The sequence below is a fragment of the Prevotella scopos JCM 17725 genome, from assembly GCF_018127785.1.
GTDB classification, from domain to species: Bacteria; Bacteroidota; Bacteroidia; order Bacteroidales; family Bacteroidaceae; genus Prevotella; species Prevotella scopos.
In genome coordinates, this window is record NZ_CP072390.1 from 1 (window position 1) to 23,995 (window position 23,995).

The window sequence follows — 23,995 nt, forward strand, 5'->3', positions numbered from 1 at the left end:
CTTTAGGCATTAAAAAAATCTCATTATGACAAAGATACACTTTCGTTCTTACATACACAAGAAAATGATTCTTTTTCCTCAAAGAATCGATAAGGATATCGCAGAAGATGCCCCTGTTCGTCTTTTAGACGCCTTGGTGGATAATCTTATGTTGGATAATGTCTACAAACTTTATAAGCCCAGTGGTCGCAAGCCTTATCATCCACAAATGATGCTTAAGGTGATTCTTTACGCCTATATGAATAATATCTATTCCTGCCGTCGTATAGAGTCACTTCTCAAGCGTGACATTCATTTCATCTATCTGGCAGGATATGAGCAGCCTGATTTTATTACCATCAATCGTTTTCGTAATCGTGTGAAAAAGGAAATCAACAATATATTCACACAAGTCGTATTAGTACTTGCAGCCAAAGGTTTGATAAGTCTTGACGTTGAATATATTGACGGCACAAAAATAGAATCGAAAGCTAACAAGTATACCTTCGTTTGGAAGAGAACCGTGGAAAAGAACCGCACCAAGTTGCAGGAACAAATACGCACACTCTTGCTTCAGGTTGACGATGTCATTGCGCAGGATAATGCCGCTAAGAAAGAAGGTATTGAGTTCACTGCAGCTCTGCTTGATGAGATATCCGAGGAATTGAACAAGTCTTTGGAATCAATCCCTAAACCTAAGACAAAAGAAGAGAAGCAGGCTGTTAGAACCAAGAAAAAACAGCTTAAAGAACTTGAGAAGAAACGTAATAAACTCCAGGAGTATGACCAACACCTTGAGATTATGGGAGAGAGAAACTCCTACAGCAAGACCGACCCTGATGCCACGTTTATGCACATGAAGGAGGACGCTATGCGGAACGGACAGACTAAGCCTGGATATAATCTGCAGATAGCAACGGAGAACCAGTTTATCACCGACTTTGCACTCTATGCCAATCGTACCGATACACTCACACTACCTTCTTTCTTGGAGTCTTTCAAATCACGCTATCATCGTTATGCCAAGACAGTCGTAGCCGATTCAGGGTATGGCTCCGAGGAGAATTATCTGTTCATGGACGTACATAATATGGAAGCCTATGTGAAGTATAACTACTTCCATAAAGAGCAGCGTCCACGCTACACACCTAACCCATTCAGTCCCGCAAGCCTTTATTATAATAAGGAACAGGATTTCTACGTCTGCCCTATGGGACAGCACATGAGGCGTATAGGTATGAAGCGTTCCCTAACCTCTAATGGATTCGTTACTTACAGCGTACGTTATCAGGCAGAACACTGTGATGGTTGTCCGTTGAGAGGCTCATGTTTTAAGGCAAGAGGGAACAGAATTATAGAAGTAAACCACCAACTACAGCACTATAAACAAAAGGCACGGGAACTACTGACCTCGGAAGAAGGCATCAAGCATCGAGGACGAAGGTGCATAGAACCTGAAGCTGTTTTTGGACAAACAAAATATAATAAAGCCTACAAGAGGTTTAGGCATTTTGGGAAAGACAAGGTCAACATGGACTTTGCATTCTTTGCCATTGCCTTTAACATAGGAAAAATGTGCAGAAAAACTAATCTCAAGGAACTAAAAGCCATTATGGAGGTACTTTTAGTCACCTTCAGATGCTCTATACAAGTTTATATAGGCTATTTAAAGACCAATAAATCATTTTATATGAAATTAGCAGCATAGCTATAGTAAATAATGATTTATATGGTAGACAAGGTAAAGGGGGGGGGTAAAAAGAGGATGTGTCCATTTTGACACACCCTCATTGATTGTGATATGTTCGAGTGAATGATAAACTGAGAAATAAGACGATTAAGACTGAATTCATTTCTTTACGTTAAAGGTTAACACTGAACCTGTCTTCAAGATAACCCTTCGATTGGAATTGTCACTAAACAAAGGAATGTCTTTGGTGCAAGTCAACGTTAGGATTTCTCCGGTCTTAGTCTTCTTATATTGATGCCTTAAGTTTTTGATATGCGAATCACATGCACCATCATATTCGTTTATATGATAATCTTCTTTATTGATAGTCAGACCTAATACGTCTGCATAAGCATAGGTACTGTATTGTACGCTTACGCCGTTAAAATGAGCGTTGTAAACCTTATAGGACTTGTCGCATACGTCATCTTCGTCAGGTTCAATCATGAAGTATGCTTCTGGAGCTTTCCCCTTGATGGCGATTGTCTTACCCGCAACGATATGGAGGTTGGCATAAGCATCCATAGATAGCTCTATCTCGCTTTTACAGTTGTTGAATATTGACCTCAAAAAAGCTGGTCTGCTCTTGTAGTCCAAGTTGTTATCTTGTGCTTTGGCAGCTATGCAGGACAATACAAGTAATAAGCTTAAAATAATCTTTTTCATTGCTTAATTCTTTAATGTTGATACATTCATTCATTAGAATTCTGTGAATGTTTGAATTCTATAAATGCTTTTCGTCACCTTTGTTTGCGAATAGTAGCTGTTTTGTTGCAGTTCTTGTAAAGTAACATTGATATTGCTGCAAATGTAGATAATAGTTTTTAAATAAACAAACGTTGGATAGATTTTAGATAGGTTGACTTCGTTTTCGGTACTTTCTAACAACAAGTTGTCTCCACTTCTGTAACATACAGCAAGATATTTAGCCTTCCGCACCATTGGTCCTTACCAATCGCACGGCATGTGCTGAGTAACAATACATCGACTTAAGATGGTTAGAAAGGGACTTAATGATAAATAGTAATATACTTAATGTCTAACTAATATGAGAATTGTTTAGCACGCAGTACTAATCTTTTTTTGCCACTTCACTTATGACTTAAAATTACTATACAACTCCGAAAGTTTTTGTTTATCTTTTACGGTTTGTGTGTCTTCTAAAACTATCCTCATTTGTTAGGATAGGTTAGGCCTCCTTATTTTAAGTCTAAATACCGGATATTTTGTTTAAAATACTTTGATAAATCATTAAAATATAGTATTTTTGCATCGCATTATGTCAGTGCATATACCGACATCTTGGTATCAAAAATGAGAAAGATAATTCTGATGGAAAGATATTAGTTAGCCTTTTCGTCAGATTAGCCTATTTTGGAATAATAATTCTAACAATTTAAATATTTAAAAACAAAACATTTATGTGGTTAATCAATTCATCTATTGGTAGAAAGGTGATTATGTCAGTGACTGGCATGGCCCTGATCCTATTCATGACGTTCCACTGCTGTATGAATCTTGTTGCGCTCTTCTCAGGAGAAGCTTACAACATGATTTGTGAGCTGTTGGGTGCCAACTGGTATGCAGTAGCAGCTACTGCAGGTCTTGGCGCATTGGCAGTTTGTCACATCGTTTATGCGTTCATCCTTACAGCGCAGAACCGCCGTGCACGTGGTGACAATCGTTATGCTGTTACAGAGAAGCCTGCAACGGTAGAGTGGGCAAGCCAGAATATGCTTGTTCTCGGTATTATCGTGCTGCTCGGTCTTGGACTTCACCTCTTCAACTTCTGGTACAACATGATGTTTGCAGAGCTTACTCATATCGATGTACCTTTCCATCCAGCTGATGGTTTTGCTTACATTAAGTACACATTCTCTAATCCTGTTTACGTAGTTCTCTACGTTATCTGGCTTGCAGCATTGTGGTTCCACCTCTCTCACGGTTTCTGGAGTGCTATGCAGACAGTTGGTATCAACGGTAAGGTATGGTTCAACCGTTGGAAGACTATTGGTAACATCTATGTTACATTGTTGATGCTTGGCTTCCTTGTTGTAGTTCTTGCATTTGCATTCGGTTGTGCACCAAGCCTTTGCTGTGCTGCATAATTAAGTATCTAAGTTGAAAATTTAATTCAAAAACAATCATGACTAAGACATTAAATTCCAGAATACCAGAAGGACCAGTAGCTGAGAAATGGACCAACTATAAGGCTCATCAGCGTTTGGTTAACCCAAAGAATAAACTGAAACTAGATGTTATCGTTGTCGGAACAGGTCTGGCTGGTGCCAGTGCTGCCGCTTCTCTCGGTGAGATGGGCTTCAACGTATATAACTTCTGCATCCAGGACTCACCACGTCGTGCACACTCTATCGCTGCACAGGGTGGTATCAATGCTGCAAAGAACTATCAGAATGATGGTGACTCAGTTTACCGTCTGTTCTACGATACAGTAAAGGGTGGTGACTACCGTGCTCGTGAGGCTAACGTTTATCGTTTGGCTGAGGTGTCAAACGACATCATCGATCAGTGTGTTGCACAGGGTGTTCCATTCGCACGTGAGTATGGTGGTATGCTTGCTAACCGTTCTTTCGGTGGTGCACAGGTAAGCCGTACTTTCTATGCAAAGGGTCAGACCGGTCAGCAGTTGTTGCTTGGTGCTTACTCTTCATTGAGTGCACAGGTTGCTACTGGTAAGGTTAAGCTCTATACTCGTTATGAGATGGAGGACGTAGTTATCGTTGACGGTCACGCTCGTGGTATCATTGCTAAGAACCTTGTGACTGGTAAGCTGGAGCGTTTCACAGCTAATGCTGTTGTTATCGCTACTGGTGGTTATGGTAACGCATACTTCCTTTCAACCAATGCTATGGGTTGTAACTGTACAGCAGCTATCCAGTGCTACCGTAAGGGTGCTTATATGGCTAACCCATCTTACGTTCAGATTCACCCAACTTGTATCCCTGTACACGGCGACAAGCAGTCAAAGCTGACCCTTATGTCAGAGTCTCTGCGTAATGATGGCCGTATCTGGGTTCCTAAGAAGCTCGAAGATGCTAAGGCATTGCAGGCTGGAACAAAGAAGGGTTCTGATATTCCTGAGGAAGATCGTGACTATTACTTGGAGCGTCGTTATCCAGCATTCGGTAACCTCGTACCTCGTGACGTGGCTTCACGTGCTGCTAAGGAGCGTTGTGACCACGGTTTCGGTGTTAACAACACGGGTCTTGCTGTGTTCCTCGACTTCTCTGAGTCAATCAACCGTCTCGGTATTGATACCATTCTGCAGCGCTATGGTAACCTCTTTGATATGTATGAGGAGATTACAGACGTTAACCCAGGCGAGCTTGCTAATGAGATTAACGGCGTGAAGTATTACAATCCAATGATGATCTTCCCTGCTATACACTACACAATGGGTGGTATCTGGGTTGACTATGAGCTGATGACAACCGTTCCAGGTCTGTTTGCAATTGGTGAGTGTAACTTCTCTGACCATGGTGCTAACCGTCTTGGTGCTTCTGCTTTGATGCAGGGTCTTGCTGATGGTTACTTCGTATTGCCATATACTATTCAGAACTATCTCTCTGATCAAGCTCTCTGGGCAAAGGTTCCAACCGATCGTCCTGAGTTTGATGAGGCTGAGAAGGCTGTTATGGCAGAAACAGATCGTTTGATGGGTATCCAAGGTAAGCGTTCTGTTGACTCACTCCACAAGGAGCTCGGACACATCATGTGGGAGTATGTAGGTATGGGTCGTACCAAGGAAGGTCTCCAGGAAGGTCTCAAGCAGTTGAAGGCTCTTCGTGAGGAATTCAACACTAACCTCTTTATTCCTGGTAAGAAGGAAGGCTTGAACGTCGAGCTTGACAAGGCAATTCACCTCCGTGACTTCATCCTTATGGGTGAGCTCGTAGCTTATGATGCATTGCATCGTGAGGAGAGTTGTGGTGGTCACTTCCGTGAGGAGCACCAGACTGAGGAAGGTGAGGCTAAGCGTGACGACGAGAACTTCTTCTATGTTGGCTGCTGGGAGTATCAGGGTGATGACACCAAGACTCCAGAGCTTATCAAGGAACCTCTCGAGTATGAGGCAATCAAGGTACAAACACGTAATTATAAAAACTAGTTGACGAGTTGACGGGAGGACAAGTTGACAAGTTGTTAGCTTGTTCTGCCTTAAACATATTCCATTAGTATAATACTGACAATATACAAGATGTAATACAAACAAGGTCGATGAATACTCACAAGGATTTGATCGTCTGGCAGAAAGCAATGGAACTTGTCTTAGAAGTATATAAGGCAACAAAGACATATCCACGGGAAGAACTATTTGGATTAGCTTCCCAAATGCGTAGAGCCGTTGTATCAATTCCCTCGAACATAGCAGAAGGCTATGGCAGAATCCATACTCGTGAAACTGAGAGATTCCTTAGTATAGCATTAGGTTCTGCGTGTGAGTTAGAAACTCAATTGATTCTATCGAAAGACTTAGGGTATATCTCGACAGAACTTGCACAGCAACTATGCGATAAAACCCAAGGTATAATCAGAATGTTGACATCATTGATTAAGACTCTGAACAAATAACTTGTTTACTTTACAACTTGTTTACTTGTCAACTAAAACATAACACAATGGCAAGAAATATATCATTCACAATTAAGTATTGGAAGCAGAACGGTCCACAGGATCAGGGTCATTTCGATACACATGAGATGAAGAACATCCCAGATGATACCTCATTCCTTGAGATGCTCGATATCCTCAACGAGGAACTTATTGAGGCTGGTGATGAGCCTTTCGTCTTTGACCACGACTGCCGCGAGGGTATTTGCGGTATGTGTTCACTCTATATCAATGGTACTCCACATGGTAAGACTGAGCGTGGTGCAACAACCTGTCAGCTTTATATGCGTCGTTTCAACGATGGTGATGTTATCACTGTTGAGCCATGGCGTTCAGCTGGTTTCCCAGTAATCAAGGACTGTATGGTAGACCGTACAGCATTCGATAAGATTATTCAGGCTGGTGGTTACACATCAATCCGTACTGGTCAGGCACAGGATGCTAACGCTATTCTTATCTCTAAGGACAATGCTGATGAGGCTATGGACTGTGCAACATGTATCGGTTGTGGTGCTTGTGTTGCTGCATGTAAGAATGGTTCTGCTATGCTCTTCGTTTCATCTAAGGTAAGCCAGTTGGCTCTCTTGCCACAGGGTAAGCCTGAGGCTGCTAAGCGTGCTAAGGCAATGGTTGCTAAGATGGACGAGGTTGGCTTCGGTAACTGTACCAACACCCGTGCTTGCGAGGCTGTTTGTCCTAAGAATGAGAAGATTGCTAACATCGCTCGTTTGAACCGTGAGTTCATCAAGGCAAAGTTTGCTGATTAATCATAAGCAATTGATAGTAGTCATTTAGGTTGCTGTCAAGCTTATTCTTAAATAGAAATCCCATAACTCGATATAAAGAGTTATGGTTTTTTTTGTGTCAGTTGACGAGTAAACAAGTAAACAAGTTAACGGGTAAACAAGTTATTTGTTTTGTTGCTTGCCCTCTTTACAAACTTATTGTTCCCAGTACTCCTTCTCGCTGCAGAAGAAGGGATGAGGCTCTGATTATAAAGAAGATGCTGTAACCTGAGTAAGGATACAGCATCTTCAATATAAATATTGGGTGTAGGTGTAATCTACAATCCCATAAAGAAGTTATTTACTTGATTCGCTCCTCTTGTTTAAGCATGTGTTCAGGTGATAGGATAGCATCAAGTTTCTCCTTTGAGAGAATCTTATGCTCGAGTACTAGGTCGTAAACAGAGCCACCTGTTGCAAGTGCTTCCTTGGCAATCTTCGTGCTGTTCTTATAACCGATGTAAGGGTTAAGTGCTGTTACGATACCAATAGAGTGCTTAACCATATCAAGACAACGCTCCTTATTCACTGTGATACCATCGATACATTTCTCACGTAAGGTATCCATTGCATTTGGCAACCAAGTAAGATCCTCAATTAGGCACTCTGTGATGATAGGCTCCATCACGTTCAACTGCAATTGTCCAGCCTCTGCAGCAATCATAATGGTAGTGTCATTACCGATAACCTTAAAGCAAGTCTGGTTGGTTACTTCTGGAATAACTGGGTTCACCTTACCCGGCATAATACTTGAACCCGGTGCCATTGGTGGCAGATTGATTTCATTCAGACCGCAACGAGGACCAGAAGCCAACAAACGAAGGTCATTACAAATCTTAGAAAGCTTAACAGCCAGACGCTTCAAAGCACTTGAATAGCTTACATAAGCACCTGTGTCAGGGGTAGCCTCAACAAGGTCAGCACCTGCAACGAACTCCATTCCTGTCAATTCGCTGAGTTTCTCTGCACAAATCCTTGGGAAACCAGGAGCAGCGTTCAGACCCGTTCCGATAGCAGTACCACCCATATTAATTTCGTGCAAGAGAGCTGCATTACGATTAAGGTTCGCTATCTCCTCCTCCAAAGTATTGGCAAAGGCATTGAACTCCTGACCGCTTGTCATAGGAACAGCATCCTGAAGCTGTGTACGACCCATCTTGATGACGTGCTTAAACTCCTCACCCTTTCTGCGGAAAGCAGCAATGAGTTCGCTCAAAGAAGCCACAAGTTTCTTGTTTAGAAGGATCATTGTCAGACGAATAGTAGTTGGATAGACATCATTCGTTGACTGACCACAGTTAGCATGGTCGTTAGGAGAACAGTACTGGAACTCACCTTTCTTGTGACCCATAATCTCACAAGCACGGTTAGCAATTACTTCATTGGCATTCATGTTGACAGATGTGCCCGCACCTCCTTGTACCATATCGGTCACAAAGTTCTCGTGCATCTTGCCATCAATCAACTCACGGCATGCCTGAGCCATCGCATCAGCCACCTCGTCACTGATTTCACCGAGCTGACGGTTAGTTTCTACGGCAGCCAATTTGACGTAAGCAATCGCAACAACATAGTCTGGATAATCACACATACGCTTACGCGAGATGTGATAGTTGTTGATAGCACGCTGAGTCTGCACACCATAATAAGCCTCTTCTGGAACTTGAAGTTCACCTAAGAGGTCGCTTTCTACACGAAATTTCTTTTCTTCCATGATTTGATTTTGATAAAGTTAGCGTTGTTCTCTTTCACTAACGGGAAGAGAATGGATTGTTTCTTTTATTGATAAGAATACCTTTCAGTATCTTTCCTATCTCTTTTCTTTTCTTGTTTTAATAGGCCTTGATTCTGTACATAAAGCCCAATTCGATGCGATTAGTATTGTACTTATCCAAGCCTACACCATCCTTATAGGTTACTTTCTTACCCACATAGGCTAAGAAGACACGGAGGTCTTGACTCTTGACAGGGTAATACTCCACACTACCCACATAGCCATAGCTCTTGCGGAAGTCCTTGAAGCGGTCAATCTTTGTGACACTTGCTGTCTCATACATTCCTTTCAGCATCAGATTCCAGCGTGAGACAAACTGCCAGTTGAGCTTTGTTACGAAGGAATTATAATGTATATCACTCATCCATACATTACCAGTATATCCAGAGAATGAACTCCCCAATTCGTTTGTCGCTATGCCCAAACGGTCGATTCCATCGTTTTGAGCCATGTAATCAAAGTAACATTGCAGTCTGTCTAACTGTAGTTTCTGTCCTAAGATGAGAATACGACTATACTTATGTTTCGCCTCTCCTTGTATTCCCCATGACCAACGTGTATGCAATCTGTCGTTCAGAAAACTTCCATTCCAGTTCAGACAGTAAGCAAGTGGGTTACGTGGCTTCTCCAACAGTCTGCTATATGTGCCATCACCCTCGATGGATACGGCATTATTACCATATACCTCACTGAACTTTTCGTTGTGAGAATTGGTAATACCAAGTACAAACTCCTGTGACGGAACAGGCTTATATACGGCTGTAACACCTGCCATATAACAATCCATAGAGCCCGTCATATCAGAGAACTGATAGATATAGACAGGATTTTCATCCACTTCAAAACCGCCAAGACTCTGACAAACCTTTCCAGCTTCAAGGCGGAACTTATCAGAGAACTTATAACCAATCATCATGATATCGGTTGCCTTAGCAAGATTATCCTCACTTCTCGCCTCTGTTGTATTGTTCAGACGATGACACAAACGATAGTAGAGCTTATCGGTTAGGTTACCTTTGACTTCTAAACGGAGGTGCTTATTCGTGAAACCTGTACTCCACTGGTGGTCTGCATCCGATACTACCTGCGCATTAGCAGCATAGTTGATGTAGACATTAAACATATCATTGCTTTTCTTTAGGTGCGCTACCTCTTCAGCAAGCGACTTAAACCGACTATCATTGATACCATAACCGTGGTTGTCCTGTGCGTTTGCACCAAGAGAAAGAGCAAGCAAACAGGTACACAACAGCGTCTTCTTCATCTTGATATATGTTTTATTTCGTTCTTTTTTAAGGATAAACTCAAATAATAAAATGGGCTGACTCAACCCACAGTCACACTCACCAAACTTCATATAGCTGGAAAAACCGAAGTAACCCTGCTAAAACTAAGGCTATAAGCCTATTCCGTGAGCGTTATGTTCTACGTAATGGTTTGTATCACAAAAGTAGAAAAAATATTGATAGATTTTACAAATACCATAAACAAAAACAAGGCGTTTAACTTTCTTTAGTATCATATCGCAAGCCAAAGATATAGTTATCGTGAATATAGGCGGAACTAAGGTGACATTATGACAAGTAAAGCTATATGCTAAGACCTTATGAAGATGACAAAAACTATACTTTATCAACTCTGTCAAATAGCACTGAGTTGTCTCAAAATGATTGCTTTTATCAGTAAAAACATTGGTTATAAAGGCGATAAATAGTGGGAAATGACAAATTATTATGAATTTCTTAACACACTTCAGAAATAATCGCTACTTTTGCAGAAGGTAAACTGCACCCACCGAAAGAACTGGGTAATGAATCAGTTATGAGTAAACGATTGCTTTTCACACTTGGAACACTTCTGTTGCTTTCTACAGCTGCAACAGCCCAAGACCATATCAATCCCGAAGATCGTATGGTAGATATGGACTCTCCTACGTTTGTACCTATGGTTCATATAGGGAAAGCGAAGGTAGGAGCTGATAGCATTCAATATGTGAAAACAAACAAGATTTATGTCTTTCCGCCTCTGGAATTCAAGAATAAGGCACAAGAAACAGCCTACTATCGATTGGTTTATAACATCAAAAAGGTATTGCCAATAGCCAAGGAGTGTAACCAGATTATTCTCGAAACGGGTGCTTATCTTGAGACGATTCCTACTAAGAAAGAGCGTGACGAACACATGAAGAAGGTGGAGAAAGAAATCTGGAACACCTATAAGCCACGTATGAAAAAACTGACCTTCACGCAAGGAAAACTGCTTATCAAGCTCATCGATCGTGAGTGTAATTCAACTTCATACGAACTTGTACAAGCTTTCCTCGGTCCTGTGCGAGCAGGTTTCTATCAAGCCTTTGCTTGGGCTTTCGGTAGTAGTTTGAAGAAACGCTACGAGCCAAATGGAGCAGACAGACTTGTAGAGCGCATTGTATTGCAGGTTGAGGCTGGACAATTGTAATCCTATCTCCCTTCTATTTTGTTTTAAGAAGGTACAAAGTAAAACGCTGAAAAGGCTAAATAAAAAAGGCGTAGAGTTGTTGTCTTATAACAGCTCTACGCCTTTTTCAAATTATTTTCATGAAAATAAATATTTTTCTTCATGAAAATAAATATTTCTTTTCACGTAAATAATTTCTTTTTTTCATGGAAATAATTCGCAAGACATACCTTTTAATGAATTGAGAAGATAAATAATAGAGGATTATTACAGCCTAAAAGACACTGCATTTATGGTCTCTTATAAGTATAGTACACTCTCATTACCCTCATTAAAAAGCAAGTCAAGAATACTAAGGTTGGGCAGGAAGCCAAACTTCTGTTGATAAACTTGATAGTAACGACGAGGAACGAAGTCGGTATCGACACCTGGATGTTTCGGACGAATTACCTCTCTGAAATCATCGGTTCCATCGGCAACATCCTTCTGATAGGTATCTGTGCGACGCATACAGGGCATAATATCGATGAGTTCGCACATTTTCAGAGTTATCTCCCAATTGAAATCATAGAGATACTTCCATTTCCGCTCAAAGAACGGGCGTATATCATCCTCATAATACTCAAAGAACGGACTCTCACCATAAGACGACAACAGCGCATTCCAGTGCTGGTGACGCCAATTGTCATGGTCGCTGATACGCACATCCTTCATCGGACACTTCAAAGTCTCAAACTTCTCGACAGGAATAGAGAGGGTTTGTGGACCATTTGCAGAAGCGATTACACAACGATTGCGGTAAGTCTGCTTAACAAAGTTATCATGTTGCTCTATCAGACAGCTGTCATAGCGGTTCAACTTCTGATACCATTGAATAGGCGCAAAGTAAGCAGAGGAGAGCAAGACCTCCCCAAGCCCCTCCGAAGGAGGGGGTGTTAAGTTACCGATGTTACTATTATCAAGATATGCCATAAACTTTGTTGATGACGATAAATATACGATTATAAGATAATAAAAAGGAGAGGATGTGGAATACTTACCAGAGATTGGTAATGCGCACATCCCCTCCTTCAGAAAAGTATGGGAATTTTTCTCCCCTACCTCTCCCAACTTTACTAATCTCACATCCCCTCCTTCGGAGGGGCTTGGGGAGGTTGTTGGAACCTACTTTATATTATCCACCCAGTTAAACAGTCTGTGCCAGCGGATTCCACCAAAGCCCTTACGATCTGGATCGCTTGACCACCAGATAAAGATAGGCTTACCTACAACGTGATCCTCTGGTACAAAGCCCCAGAAACGACTGTCGGCAGAGTTGTGACGGTTGTCACCCATCATCCAATAGTAGTCCATCTTAAAGGTATAACTATTAGCTGGCTTACCATTAATATATATCTTTCCGTTCTTAACCTGTAAGTCGTTGCCCTCATAAACCTTGATACAACGCTCATAAACAGGGAGGTTCTCTAATGTCAACTTAATCGACTTGCCCTTTGCTGGAATCCAAATAGGACCATAGTTATCGCGTGTCCAGCCAGTAAAACCATTGAGCGGATAGATAAGCCCAGAGTAGAGATCCTTGTCTGTTACAGGACGGATAGACTGTACAATACCCTGACGCTTCAGCTCAGCAACCGCTCTCTTGGTCAATGGCATATAACCATCATAAGACAGAATATCCTTATTAAGCACGTTACCTTGGCTCAAGTCATATCCTTTCAGACGACTGAGCGTCTGTACATCCTCATCACTGATTTCTAAATCCTTACGAAGTTCGTCATAACGTTCTCCAATGAAATCAGAAACGGAGATGTTTTTAAACTTTATAAAATAGGTATATTCGACTTTCTCTGGCTCCTTATTTGCCTTTCCGTCGACATAAACAATCTTGTCCTTAATCTGCAAGGTCTGTCCAGGAAGACCTACACAACGCTTCACATAGTTCTCACGACGGTCAGTAGGACGCCATTCCAACGCTCCGTAGGTACCTATATTTCTCACAATATAAGCTCTACCCGTAGCGTATGCCTTATCGAAGAAAGCACGCTGTTGGAGTGTATTCATCGCTGACAGATTGATATTTGGGTTCTGTTGTGCAAGGAAGTTCGTACCCATTGTATAGACATCATAATAGTAATCATTGCCCTGATAAGCAGGTTCACTCATGATCGTATCACCTGCAGGGAAGTTGAATACAACGATATCATTGAGCTGTACCTTACCCAAACCCTTCACACGACGGTAGTCCCAATGTGGCCAAGAGATGTAACTCTTAGTATTAATAATAGGCAAGGTGTGCTGTGTCAGCGGCATTGTCAATGGTGTCTCAGGAATACGAGGACCATAGCTTACCTTCGACACAAAGAGGTAATCGCCCGTAAGGAGCGACTTCTCAAGCGAAGAAGAAGGAATAACGTAGTTCTGGAAGAAGAAAAGATTGATGAAATACACTGCTACCAATGCGAAGACCAGTGCATCTACCCATCCCATAATGAAGCGGATAGGTCCTTCAGAATCCTTCCACCACTGCCAACGAATCTTCTTTGTGATATACACATCAAAGATAAATGGAACTACTAACAATCCCCACCAACTCTTTACCCAGAACAGGAAAAGGAGGTAGAGTACAAGAACACAAATAAACTTTGCCCATTGCTTCTTTGGATTCAGGGCTGCTTTTTCTTTATCAATCATGATGGTGATAGGTGGTGGATGGTGAGTGATGGGTGGTGATGAAATGTTGGAAGTTCAAATACTGGATAATGAGATATATGATTGTGCATGATAAATAACTTTTAGTTTTGAAAACTATCAGTAATCATCAACACCCAACACCCAGCACTCAACACCCAAGATTAAAACTTAAATAAATCGCTCGTTGTAAGCAAGCCAGTATGGTCTTTGGTATATTCAGCTGCCAAGACTGCACCGAGGGCAAAGCCCTTACGGCTGTGAGCATCGTGAGTAATGGTGATCTTATCAGCCTCAGAGTCATAACTGATGCTATGAATACCGGGCACTTCGTCGCGACGGATAGACGCGATAGGCAACTCGTTGGCTGCAACCTCATTGCTACCCGACTCCGTACCATCAGCTGCGTGCTGGAAGCCCTTCACCCACTTATCTTTGCGGTCAAGGTTGTTAAGAATCTCTTCTGCAAGGGTTATGGCTGTTCCTGATGGTGCATCAAGTTTGTGAACATGGTGTACTTCCTCCATCTCAACGTTATACTGTGGGAAACCATTCATTATCTTTGCCAAATAACGGTTGACAGCTGAGAAAATAGCAACGCCAATAGAGAAGTTACTTGCCCAGAACAAAGTCTGCCCTCCTTCGGTACACATACGCTCAACCTCAGCCTTATGCTCTTGCATCCAGCCCGTAGAGCCACTGACAACTTTCACATTATGCGCAAAAGCACGCTGATAATTAGCAAAGGCAGCCGTAGGATTTGTAAATTCAATGGCTACATCAGCCGATGCAAAGGCAGGAGAATCGAAGTCCTCTATATTGTCAACATCAATAATACTTACGATTTCGTGGCCACGCTCAAGGGCTATCTGTTCTATCATATGCCCCATCTTGCCGTAGCCTATCAATGCTATTTTCATAATTAATCTGAATTAAAACATTGCAAAGGTAGCTGATTTACGGCATAAAACAAAATAAGTTTACGTATTTTTAAATAAGGTATAGACAAGTTGGGAGTTGCCTTTTACTGATAAAACAACAGATAAGTTTCTTCCTCACTTGCCATTTTCAATCATCGTGTTGACGCCCCGCACGTATGGTGCTAATGGTAAACACGCATCGTGCTGGGGCTTAACACCAATAGTGCGAAGTGCGAAGATGAGTGAAACTATGGTGCATAATCATAAGAAAAATACATAGATAAGACTTCTATTTTTCTTAAAAACTTTGTATATTTGCGTACTGATACAAACCAAGAATCTTTTATGGAACAACTCATCCATTACGTATGGAAACACAAGCTGTTTCCGTTGACAGGGCTTAAAACCACTGACGGACAGGAGGTGGAGGTCATTGACCCTGGGTTACATAATCACAACGCTGGCCCTGACTTCTTCAATGCGAAAGTAAAGATTGGCGGAACATTGTGGGTGGGTAATGTGGAGATACACGACCGTGCGTCTGACTGGTTTCTACACCGACACGATCGCGACCCAAACTATAACAATGTTATCCTTCACGTGGCTGAGTCTATCGACGTTGATGTTAAGACACGAAGGGGCGATTATCCGCCACAGATGCGACTGCAAGTGCCAACGGCTGTGCGAGAACATTACGAAGAACTGCTCACAACTGACGAATATCCTGCTTGTTATCGTATCATTCCAAGTCTGTCAAAACTAATGATTCATTCGTGGATGAGTGCCTTACAGACAGAAAGGTTGGAACAGAAGACAGAGGCGATAGCCCAACGAGTGAAGGATTGTGACGGCTCTTGGGAAGCAGCCTACTTCGTAACACTTGCCCGCAACTATGGTTTCGGCATCAATGGAGACGCTTTCGAGACATGGGCTAAGTTGATTCCTTTGCAGAGTGTGGCTCATCATCGGGACAATCTCATGCAGATTGAAGCCTTCTTCTTGGGGCAAGCTGGATTGTTAGATACAGCAGCTATCCCCGAAAGATATCAACAGCAGTCACTGAACGACAGCTATTTCACAGAGTTGAAAAGTGAATATCAGTACTTAGCACATAAGTTTGGACTACAAGCGATGGACGCTAATCAATGGCGGTTCCTCCGCTTACGACCACAGAACTTTCCGCATATCCGTATCGCACAACTTGCTCGACTCTACTATGAACAGCGGGCAGGATTGTCACAGTTATTGGAGTGTGAGAGCGTTAAGCAGGTCAGAGAACTGTTGGCAACACAGGTGACACACTACTGGGAGACGCATTATGTCTTTGGAGAAGATAGTATAAAGAGTGAGAAGAAACTTTCAGCAGCATCGTTAAATCTGCAGATTATCAACACTGTTGCACCGATCCTCTTCGCATACGGCAAACACAAGAACGCAGAGAAGTACTGTGAACGTGCCTTCGACTTCCTCGAAGCATTAAAAGCAGAGGATAATCACATCGTAAGGATGTGGAAGGAAGTGGGGTTAATGGTAGAAACTGCGGGCGATTCACAGGCACTCATACAGCTTAAAAAAGCGTATTGTGACCGAAAAGATTGCCTCCGCTGTAGGATAGGTTATGAGTATCTGAAGGGGGAACTCATCATTAAAGGGTTAAGAGAATTGGGATAATTAGGCTAATGGGGCATATAAGGCTAATAGACCTAATAAGCCCAATAAAAGCCTAAAAACAAAATAGATTATGGAAAAGAAGAAATACATTTTTGAGACAAGACTAGATGTTCGCGACTATGAGTGCGACATCCAAGGTATCGTTAACAATGCAAACTATCTGCATTACACCGAGCATACACGCCATAGATTCCTCAAATCATTGGGTGTTAGTTTCTCTGAACTACACGCAAAGGGCGTTGATGCTGTTGTAGCACGTATGCAACTCACTTATAAAGTGCCGTTTACATGTGACGATGAGATTATCTCACGTATGTCATTAAAGAAGAACGGACTGCGCTGGGTGTTCTCTCACGACCTCTTCCGTGCCAGTGATGAACGCCTCTGTTTCCATGCAGATGTAGACCTTGTGACGCTCATCAATGGTAGATTGGGCAGTAGCAAGGAATACGATGAAGCGTTTGCAAGAGTATTGTAAAAATTTATTTACTCCCAAAGTCTTCCCCTCTTTCGGGGGAGGTAGGGAGCCACTACCTACCATTACCTACACCATGGAAGCCTTAAACTCAATCCTACTGACCCGACTTACTCGCTTTAACCTCAGCGAATTGGCTGAACTTTACAAGCGAGCAGGCTCTGCTACGGCTGTCATAGAACATAAAAGAGACATCAGAGAGATTCTTCCTGAAGCCTCAACGCATCTCATACAAGCCTTGAAAGACATTGATAGCCTGAGAGAATGGGCTGAACAAGAATTAGAATACGACCGTCTGCATCACATTGAGCCTATCTGTATGAATGATGAACGCTATCCGCAACGGCTCAAAGAGTGCCCAGATGCACCTATCCAACTCTATTATCTCGGTAATGCTGACCTCAACAATCGACACGTTATCAATATTATCGGCACACGACACTGCACCACCTACGGGCAAGATATTATCCGTTCGTTTGTCAGAGAACTGAAAGCTCTTTGCCCTGATGTACTCATCTTCAGCGGATTAGCATACGGTGTGGACATCCATGCACATCGATCAGCCTTAGAGAATGGCTTTGAAACCATCGGTGTATTGGCACACGGCCTTGATGATATCTATCCACGTGGACACAGAGATACGGCCCTAAAAATGATTGAACAAGGTGGATTGCTGTCGGAATATACCACGCATACGCAGCCCGTTGCCCGCAACTTCGTACAGCGCAACCGTATCGTGGCAGGTTGTGCAGATGCAACAATCCTCGTAGAATCGGCTGCGAAGGGTGGAGGACTTATCACCTGCAGTATCGCTCGTAGCTATGGACGAGAAGTATTTGCCTTCCCTGGCTCTGTTCATTCGGATTATAGCGAGGGCTGTAATAACCTTATTCGTGACAATGGGGCAGCCCTCATCACATCAGCTACAGACTTTGTGAAGACGATGGGATGGGATGAGGATATCAAATTGGGGCAGGCACAACAACGAGGAATTGAACGAACGCTTTTCCCTGATTTGTCTTCAGAAGAGGAAGCTATCGTTCGCGTGCTCGCTAAAAACAATGACTTGCAGATTAATCTCTTGTCGATTCAAGCGAATATTCCTATCTCAAGGCTCACAGGACTCCTCTTTACACTAGAAATGAAAGGGGTAATTAGGGCTATGGCTGGCGGTTGTTATCATCTTTTAGCATAGGATCTTAATACCATAAAAGTAGATAATACTGAAAAAAAAGACATTTCTTTGCCACAAACCTTTCCTATCTTCCGTCTCTATAGATGTGAACGAAAACTGAATCACCAACCTAATTAATTATCAAGACAATGAGAACAACAATCTTTTCTATCGCATTCGCTGTAGCTATTCTATGCTCAAGCTGTACCGTAAAAGCCAACCCAACGAGTCTCATCACACAACCTAAGAATGATGAGATAGGGTCTATTTTCAAAGAGTTTAAGAGTGGAAATAACGTCACTTACGTCAACTTGCCTAAGACTCTCATAAAGCTTGGATTGAAGGCTGCCGATGACGAGACTGCTAATGCACTCGCTGAGCAAATCGACGGACTGCAAATTTTAACTTTTGAGAAGGCTGATCAAAGGCTAAAAGACAACTTATACAACCGTATCAGTAAGTTGGAATCACAGGGATATGAGCCTATGGTGAAGGCAAATGAGGACGGCGAAAAGGTCAGAATCTTCATTAAAGGCAACGAGAAGGAAGTGCAGAGCCTTGTTGTCTTCGCTATGGACAAAGAAGACTGCTCACTCATCAATATCGTAGGACATATCAATCCTTCTAACATTGATGATATCGTAAAGTCACAGACCAAGTAAACAAAGACACATTATGAAACGGTTTATCATCATAGGCATCCTTGCTCTCTGTACATTATCAGCCTCAGCGCAGAGCGTAAAAGGGCTGATTGAGCAATATAGGCACGAGAAAAACGTTATTCACCTTCATATAACACCTGCCTTAATGTCGTTCTTGAAGGTGCTTGCTAAAAGCCATTCGGACGATTCCAAGGCTCTGAAAGCCGTATCTTCCTTTCGTATACTTGTCTTTGACGACTGCGATTCGATTGTAAAAAGTCGTTTTAGAAACACGGTTCAGACCTTCCATCCTAAGGGATATACGCCAATCATCTACAATAAGCAGGCAGGTGAGACTAATTATGTTTACCTCAAAGAAAAGAAAGGGTGCATTCGTGAAGTGCTCATCCTTGCTATTGACAAACAAGATGGCGCCATTGTACGGATTAAAGGTAAGATAAGTCCTAACGATGTCGACTCTGTTGTGAAAGAAAGTACCAACAAGAAGAATCTGAAAAGCTATAAGTTATAGGACTGACAACCTTACATCATAGCCGATTATTGTCTAAAGCGCACATCTGCCTATGCAAGCAAGCGATTTTAAACAGCTATTCCTACCCTGCCATCGGAAACTCTTTTCGGTGGCATATAGGCTGATGAGCAACACGCAAGCTGCTGAGGATATGGTACAAGAGACCTTCCTAAAACTCTGGATGCAGCGTGATAAGATTGAAAGGATTGATAATCCTGAGGCTTATAGCATCACGGTGCTGCGCCGACTATTCTATGACAGAATGAGAACAGAGCATCTACAAGAAGTCGACAAAGATGTGGGAAGTTTACAGGTTACTTCCTCGCAGAATATCAGTAGACAGTTAGAGGCTGCCGACGAATACCAACGAGTAAGACAGTTGATTTCCCATTTGCCCGAGCCGCAAGGAAGAATCATGTTAATGCGTGATGTTGAAGACCGCAGTTTTGAGGAAATCAGCATCGAAACAGGGCTTACAGAGGTGAATATAAGAAGTATTCTCAGCCGTGCCCGTAAGAAGATTAGAGAACAGATAAAAACAATGAAGTATGACAAAGACTGAAGACATTAAGCGCTTGCTTGCCCAATACTACGATGGACTGACCACCGAAGAGGAGGAGAACACGCTGCGTACTTACTTCAATGGCAATGACATTGATGCCAGTTTGAAGGATGAAAGCATCTTCTTCACGGCTCTTCAGTCATCAGAATGCCCTACACCAGCAGGGATGGAAGAGCGACTCAGTCGACAGATTAACCAGTGGAACACCTTAGAAGTCACTAATCGTCGTGCGATAAGGCATATTAACCTGCGCTGGATAGTAGGGATAGCAGCCAGCTTGTTGCTTCTCTTTGCTACTGGAGCTATCGTTTACCAAAACGAGAATAAGTCTCCACAAACTGAACAGGATACCTATACTAACGCTAAAGACGCTTACGCCGAAACGTCAAAAGCACTGATGAAATTCTCAAAGACGCTCAATAAGGGTATTGACGCTACCGAGAACATCACTAATAAAACAAGGGATTAGATTATGAAGAGAATTATTTTAACGCTTTGTATGACTATGATAGCCTGTATAACGGCATTCGCTCAAAAGGCATTGTTCGATAAATACAGCGAAACAGATGGTGTCTCCACTGTCTACATATCGCGTAATATGATGCGAATGATGGGCAATGTGAAAGCAGGTAACAAGGATATCAGCAAGGTTGCAGGCCGTCTCGACTATCTGCAGATACTCTCCTGCGAACGTCCTTCACTAATTCCTTCTATCAAGAAGTCTGCCCAAAGTATCTTCAATCAACAAAAGTATTCGATTGTAATGCAAGTCAATGAGGGGGGCGAACATACTACTATCTACGAGCGGCATTACCCGAATGGAAAGAAAGAGTTTGCCCTACTCTCCATAGAACGCAACGAGATAACAATTATCAACCTACTTGGTAATATCTCTCTACAGGATATTCAAGGAATAGCTGGTGGAAAATAATCCACCAGCTTTTTTGGTTATATAATAGAAATAGAGTACTTTTGCATAAAATAAGGAGGTATAATTATGAATAGGACCATAAATATTCCAAGTGCAGACAACGCCTTCTTGGAGATGTTAGCACAAAAGATGGGATGGACTATAAGTCAAATCAACTCTCATACAGAGAAGTATAAAAAGCCAGACTTAAACACACCAGAGAAAAGGAAAAAAGCAATAGAGTTGCTTCAATCCATCGCTGGTAAACTGCCAAACAGTCATTTAGAAAGCTGGAAACAAGCAAAAGAAGATTATCTAAGAACAAAACACTTATGAGAATCTTCTTAGATACCAATATCCTCATAGATCTTCTTGAGGCAAGAGGTGAGTTCACACAGAATGCACTGAAAGTGGCAAGTATGGTTATTAACAATGGAGACGAACTTTTGTTGAGTGACCTATCAGTTGTAAATGCTTGTTATATCGAAAGAAAATCCTTAGGAAATAGGGGCTTTATAGCAACATTCTCTGCTATTAGAGATTACTTTGAAATTATCGGCATGGGAGCACCTGCGATAGATTCTGCGCTCACTGCTAATTGGAATGATTTTGAAGATGCAATGCAATACTTTGCTGCTCTTAATGCAAATGCTGATATCATTGTCACAAGAAATAAGAAAGATTTTGCTACCAGTGAGATAAGTGTTGTATGTTCGTAGATGATGAGAAGATTCTCGAAGTAAACAACGAGTATCTTGGACATGATTACTACACGGACATCATTACTTTCGACTATGATGAAGATGATGTGCTTAATGGCGACCTTGTTATCTCACTTGACATAGTCCGCTCTAATGCCGAACTTTTCAAGAAGTCGTATGAGGACGAGCTTAATCGGGTTATCATTCATGGTATCCTTCACCTCTGTGGTATCAATGACAAGGGTCCTGGAGAACGTGAGATTATGGAAGAAAACGAGAACAAAGCACTCACTCTATTAAAGGAGATGAGTGGCGAATAATAAGCGGTTCATTCTACTTTAGTAGACACCCACACGTAAGAGACAAAAGGGCTGAAATCCTACTTTGGGTTTCAGCCCTTATTGTTTTCCCATTCTTCTCTGCCGAAAGATTGTAGACTGGTTACAAAAGGATTAGTATTCAGAATGAGAGTAAAGGCTTATACACTGTTTTAAGACAACACCACTTATTCCTTTTCAACCAATACATGTAAACTATTTTCATGCAGTTCAAAACCAAAACATGCTCTTTTGGCTTTAAAAAGACGCCTAAATGGCTTGCAAAAGATGCCCTTACTAACGCCCTTTTGAAGTCCTATTAAGCACCTTTTCCTGACTTCATCACTTTTTGCTGTTCAAAAATAGTGGCACCTGAAAATTAGTCAGTTATCTGTTTTAAAGGGTGACTTATGGTGACGCACGGGGATTTTTTGCTATATTTGTAGTATGTTTGTCCGCAAAAAGAAAAATCGTTCAGGTACTACTAGTATAGTGGTTGTTGATAAGCACGGAGGTAAGTTTAAGGAACTGCATACCGTCGGAATTGCTCGTGATGAAAGCGAGATAGATATACTTTGTTTACAAGGAAGACGATGGATCAATAGATATTTAGGTATACAGGAGATAGACTTTGACGGACCAGAGGACAAAAAGTAAGAGATGGATACGGCAAAATCAATGCTAGACAACATTGATTCTATACTCCTGAATGGTGCGAAGCTGATAATAGATAAGGTGTACGACTCAATAGGCTTCAACCAAATAGAGGATGAAGTGCTACGGCAGTTGGTGGTTGCGAGGCTGTGCCAACCTCTAAGCAAGATGGCAACAGTAGAGTATCTGAAGTCACACTTTGATGAAGACGTGTCGCTGAATAAGATTTATCGCTACCTTGACAAACTCTACAACACCCAGCAAGAGACGGCGCAACGCATAAGCGTGGAACACACATTCTCCGTGCTTGTCGGTCGCATTGAGATGTTATTCTATGATGTCACGTCACTTTATTTTGAAAGTTTTCGAGAGGACGTCTTACGCTCTCTTGGTTTTTCCAAGGACGGCAAAACATCAGAGACTCAGATTATCCTTGGCCTGCTTGTCTGTGAGAACGGCTATCCCCTATCATACTCCATCTTCAATGGAGCACAATGTGAGAACTACACCATGATACCGATGATTGATGACTTCAAGCAGCGTTTCAAGATTGATGACTTCGTTGTGGTTGCAGATTCAGGTTTCATGATTAGTCGTAACATAGACCTATTGAGGAGCGAAGGGTATCAATTCATTGTAGGTAGTAGGATTAAGAAGATGAAAGGCGAGGTACAATCATGGATGAAGTCTCTTCCGCACGAGGATGGTTTGTACCATGAGCGACTGCTCGACAATGGTGACAGGCTTATCGTGACCTATAGTTCCAAGCGTGCTGCTAAAGATACATTCAATAGGATGAAGGGAGTGGAAAGGCTCAAAGCAAGCTATGCCTCAGGAAAGATTACCAAGGAGAAACTCAACAAGCGGGGGTATGCTAAGTTTCTGAAAATAGAAAACGATGTTCGAGTAAGTATCGACGAGGACAAAATTAAAGAGGATGAGAAGTGGGATGGATTGAAAGGATATGTCACTAACATCAAACTTCCTTCTTCTGAAGTAGTCGCTCAATATAGAGGACTATGGATGGTTGAACGAGCTTTTCGCATATCAAAAGGGACATTGGAGACGCGCCCTATTTTTCACTTCACGGAACGCCGCATTGAAGCACATGTATGCTTATGCTTCATTGCTTATAAAGTGTATAAGGAAATCGAACGAATTGTCAATTTACTAAACTTAGACATGAGCGTGGATAGTGTACTAAAAATTGCGAACACCATCACAACCATAAGGCTCAGACTACCTTTGAACGACAAAACCATCACCAAAACAATGATGCTGACACTAACACAACGGTTACTAAAACCCATTTTTGATTTTTTGGAAGTTTTAGGGGTGACGCAATGATGAAGTCAGGGGCTATGGCTGGCGGTTTTTATCACCTGTTACCTGTGATGGGTGTTGGGGGTTGA

The 23,995-nt window shown here is 42.1% G+C and carries 22 protein-coding genes and 2 pseudogenes; 18 read left to right on the plus strand and 6 right to left on the minus strand.

From position 1 onward, the window contains the following. Positions 1 to 25 precede the first annotated feature (25 nt). Positions 26 to 1,687: an IS1182 family transposase gene (locus J4856_RS05465; protein ID WP_065367651.1), complete on the plus strand. Its 1,662-nt coding sequence runs from the start codon at positions 26 to 28 to the stop codon at positions 1,685 to 1,687. A gap of 141 nt (positions 1,688 to 1,828) precedes the next feature. Here J4856_RS05465 and J4856_RS05470 read toward each other — a convergent pair whose 3' ends face one another. Next, on the minus strand, positions 1,829 to 2,374 hold the full coding sequence (locus J4856_RS05470; RefSeq protein ID WP_234967246.1) for a hypothetical protein: 546 nt from the start codon (positions 2,372 to 2,374) through the stop codon (positions 1,829 to 1,831). Positions 2,375 to 3,129: 755 nt separating this feature from the next. Between J4856_RS05470 and J4856_RS05475 the strand changes: the two genes are divergently transcribed. From J4856_RS05475 to J4856_RS05490, 4 genes are all read left to right on the plus strand, one after another. Continuing rightward, on the plus strand, positions 3,130 to 3,816 hold the full coding sequence (locus J4856_RS05475) for a fumarate reductase (protein ID WP_025838887.1): 687 nt from the start codon (positions 3,130 to 3,132) through the stop codon (positions 3,814 to 3,816). A 38-nt stretch (positions 3,817 to 3,854) separates the two neighbouring features. Next, positions 3,855 to 5,837, plus strand: a complete 1,983-nt coding sequence (locus tag J4856_RS05480) for a fumarate reductase/succinate dehydrogenase flavoprotein subunit (RefSeq protein WP_025838889.1) — start codon at positions 3,855 to 3,857, stop codon at positions 5,835 to 5,837. A 110-nt stretch (positions 5,838 to 5,947) separates the two neighbouring features. Continuing rightward, positions 5,948 to 6,301, plus strand: a complete 354-nt coding sequence (locus J4856_RS05485; protein ID WP_004358894.1) for a four helix bundle protein — start codon at positions 5,948 to 5,950, stop codon at positions 6,299 to 6,301. 47 nt (positions 6,302 to 6,348) lie between these two features. Next, the gene (locus J4856_RS05490) at positions 6,349 to 7,107 is read left to right on the plus strand and encodes a succinate dehydrogenase/fumarate reductase iron-sulfur subunit (RefSeq protein WP_025838892.1); all 759 of its coding nucleotides are present in this window, start codon (positions 6,349 to 6,351) and stop codon (positions 7,105 to 7,107) included. A gap of 319 nt (positions 7,108 to 7,426) precedes the next feature. On the opposite strand, the gene aspA is transcribed toward J4856_RS05490, so the two are convergent. Together aspA and J4856_RS05500 are read right to left on the minus strand one after the other, a co-directional pair. Continuing rightward, entirely contained in the window at positions 7,427 to 8,839 is a 1,413-nt protein-coding gene (gene aspA / locus J4856_RS05495) for an aspartate ammonia-lyase (RefSeq protein ID WP_072904669.1), read from the minus strand. Positions 8,840 to 8,957: 118 nt separating this feature from the next. Further along, positions 8,958 to 10,163, minus strand: coding sequence for a porin (locus J4856_RS05500; RefSeq protein WP_025838894.1), 1,206 nt, complete (start codon positions 10,161 to 10,163; stop codon positions 8,958 to 8,960). Between the two features lie 557 nt (positions 10,164 to 10,720). On the opposite strand from J4856_RS05500, the gene J4856_RS05505 reads away from it, so the two are divergent. Further along, a complete protein-coding gene (locus J4856_RS05505; RefSeq protein WP_065367650.1) occupies positions 10,721 to 11,356 on the plus strand; it encodes a DUF4294 domain-containing protein in 636 nt (211 codons plus the stop codon). A 279-nt stretch (positions 11,357 to 11,635) separates the two neighbouring features. Here the strand turns inward: J4856_RS05505 and J4856_RS05510 are convergent, their stop codons facing one another. The 3 genes from J4856_RS05510 to dapB form a co-directional block, all read right to left on the minus strand. Next, complete coding sequence (locus J4856_RS05510) at positions 11,636 to 12,307, minus strand: WbqC family protein (RefSeq protein WP_025838896.1); 672 nt, start codon at positions 12,305 to 12,307, stop codon at positions 11,636 to 11,638. 192 nt (positions 12,308 to 12,499) lie between these two features. Next, a complete protein-coding gene (lepB, locus tag J4856_RS05515; RefSeq protein ID WP_025838898.1) occupies positions 12,500 to 14,029 on the minus strand; it encodes a signal peptidase I in 1,530 nt (509 codons plus the stop codon). Between the two features lie 161 nt (positions 14,030 to 14,190). Next, positions 14,191 to 14,946: a 4-hydroxy-tetrahydrodipicolinate reductase gene (gene dapB / locus J4856_RS05520; RefSeq protein ID WP_025838900.1), complete on the minus strand. Its 756-nt coding sequence runs from the start codon at positions 14,944 to 14,946 to the stop codon at positions 14,191 to 14,193. Positions 14,947 to 15,291: 345 nt separating this feature from the next. On the opposite strand from dapB, the gene J4856_RS05525 reads away from it, so the two are divergent. The 12 genes and pseudogenes from J4856_RS05525 (at position 15,292) to J4856_RS05580 (ending at position 23,930) form a co-directional block, all read left to right on the plus strand. Further along, positions 15,292 to 16,617: a DUF2851 family protein gene (locus tag J4856_RS05525; RefSeq protein WP_025838901.1), complete on the plus strand. Its 1,326-nt coding sequence runs from the start codon at positions 15,292 to 15,294 to the stop codon at positions 16,615 to 16,617. A gap of 70 nt (positions 16,618 to 16,687) precedes the next feature. Then, on the plus strand, positions 16,688 to 17,095 hold the full coding sequence (locus tag J4856_RS05530) for an acyl-CoA thioesterase (protein WP_025838902.1): 408 nt from the start codon (positions 16,688 to 16,690) through the stop codon (positions 17,093 to 17,095). Positions 17,096 to 17,168: 73 nt separating this feature from the next. After that, positions 17,169 to 18,287 (plus strand): DNA-processing protein DprA, encoded by a 1,119-nt coding sequence (gene dprA / locus J4856_RS05535; protein ID WP_025838903.1) that lies wholly within the window; start codon positions 17,169 to 17,171, stop codon positions 18,285 to 18,287. A gap of 128 nt (positions 18,288 to 18,415) precedes the next feature. Next, positions 18,416 to 18,928 carry a DUF4252 domain-containing protein gene (locus tag J4856_RS05540; protein ID WP_025838906.1) on the plus strand — a complete coding sequence of 171 codons (513 nt, stop codon included), beginning with the start codon at positions 18,416 to 18,418 and terminating at the stop codon, positions 18,926 to 18,928. 13 nt (positions 18,929 to 18,941) lie between these two features. Next, a complete protein-coding gene (locus tag J4856_RS05545; protein ID WP_025838908.1) occupies positions 18,942 to 19,439 on the plus strand; it encodes a DUF4252 domain-containing protein in 498 nt (165 codons plus the stop codon). 52 nt (positions 19,440 to 19,491) lie between these two features. Beyond that, positions 19,492 to 20,001, plus strand: coding sequence for an RNA polymerase sigma factor (locus tag J4856_RS05550; RefSeq protein WP_025838910.1), 510 nt, complete (start codon positions 19,492 to 19,494; stop codon positions 19,999 to 20,001). Next, the gene (locus tag J4856_RS05555) at positions 19,988 to 20,470 is read left to right on the plus strand and encodes a hypothetical protein (RefSeq protein WP_025838912.1); all 483 of its coding nucleotides are present in this window, start codon (positions 19,988 to 19,990) and stop codon (positions 20,468 to 20,470) included. The genes J4856_RS05550 and J4856_RS05555 overlap by 14 nt, the downstream gene beginning before the upstream one ends. A 3-nt stretch (positions 20,471 to 20,473) precedes the next feature. Further along, positions 20,474 to 20,932 carry a DUF4252 domain-containing protein gene (locus tag J4856_RS05560; protein ID WP_025838914.1) on the plus strand — a complete coding sequence of 153 codons (459 nt, stop codon included), beginning with the start codon at positions 20,474 to 20,476 and terminating at the stop codon, positions 20,930 to 20,932. 66 nt (positions 20,933 to 20,998) lie between these two features. After that, on the plus strand, positions 20,999 to 21,247 hold the full coding sequence (locus tag J4856_RS05565) for a hypothetical protein (RefSeq protein WP_025838917.1): 249 nt from the start codon (positions 20,999 to 21,001) through the stop codon (positions 21,245 to 21,247). Beyond that, on the plus strand, positions 21,244 to 21,630 hold the full coding sequence (locus J4856_RS05570) for a type II toxin-antitoxin system VapC family toxin (RefSeq protein WP_081764323.1): 387 nt from the start codon (positions 21,244 to 21,246) through the stop codon (positions 21,628 to 21,630). The genes J4856_RS05565 and J4856_RS05570 overlap by 4 nt, the downstream gene beginning before the upstream one ends. Next, positions 21,621 to 21,932: pseudogene (ybeY, locus tag J4856_RS05575) on the plus strand (rRNA maturation RNase YbeY); the annotation flags it as partial. The gene J4856_RS05570 and the pseudogene ybeY, both read left to right, overlap by 10 nt. Positions 21,933 to 22,376: 444 nt before the next feature. Continuing rightward, a pseudogene (locus tag J4856_RS05580) lies at positions 22,377 to 23,930 on the plus strand (IS1634 family transposase). The last annotated feature ends 65 nt before the right edge of the window (positions 23,931 to 23,995 follow it).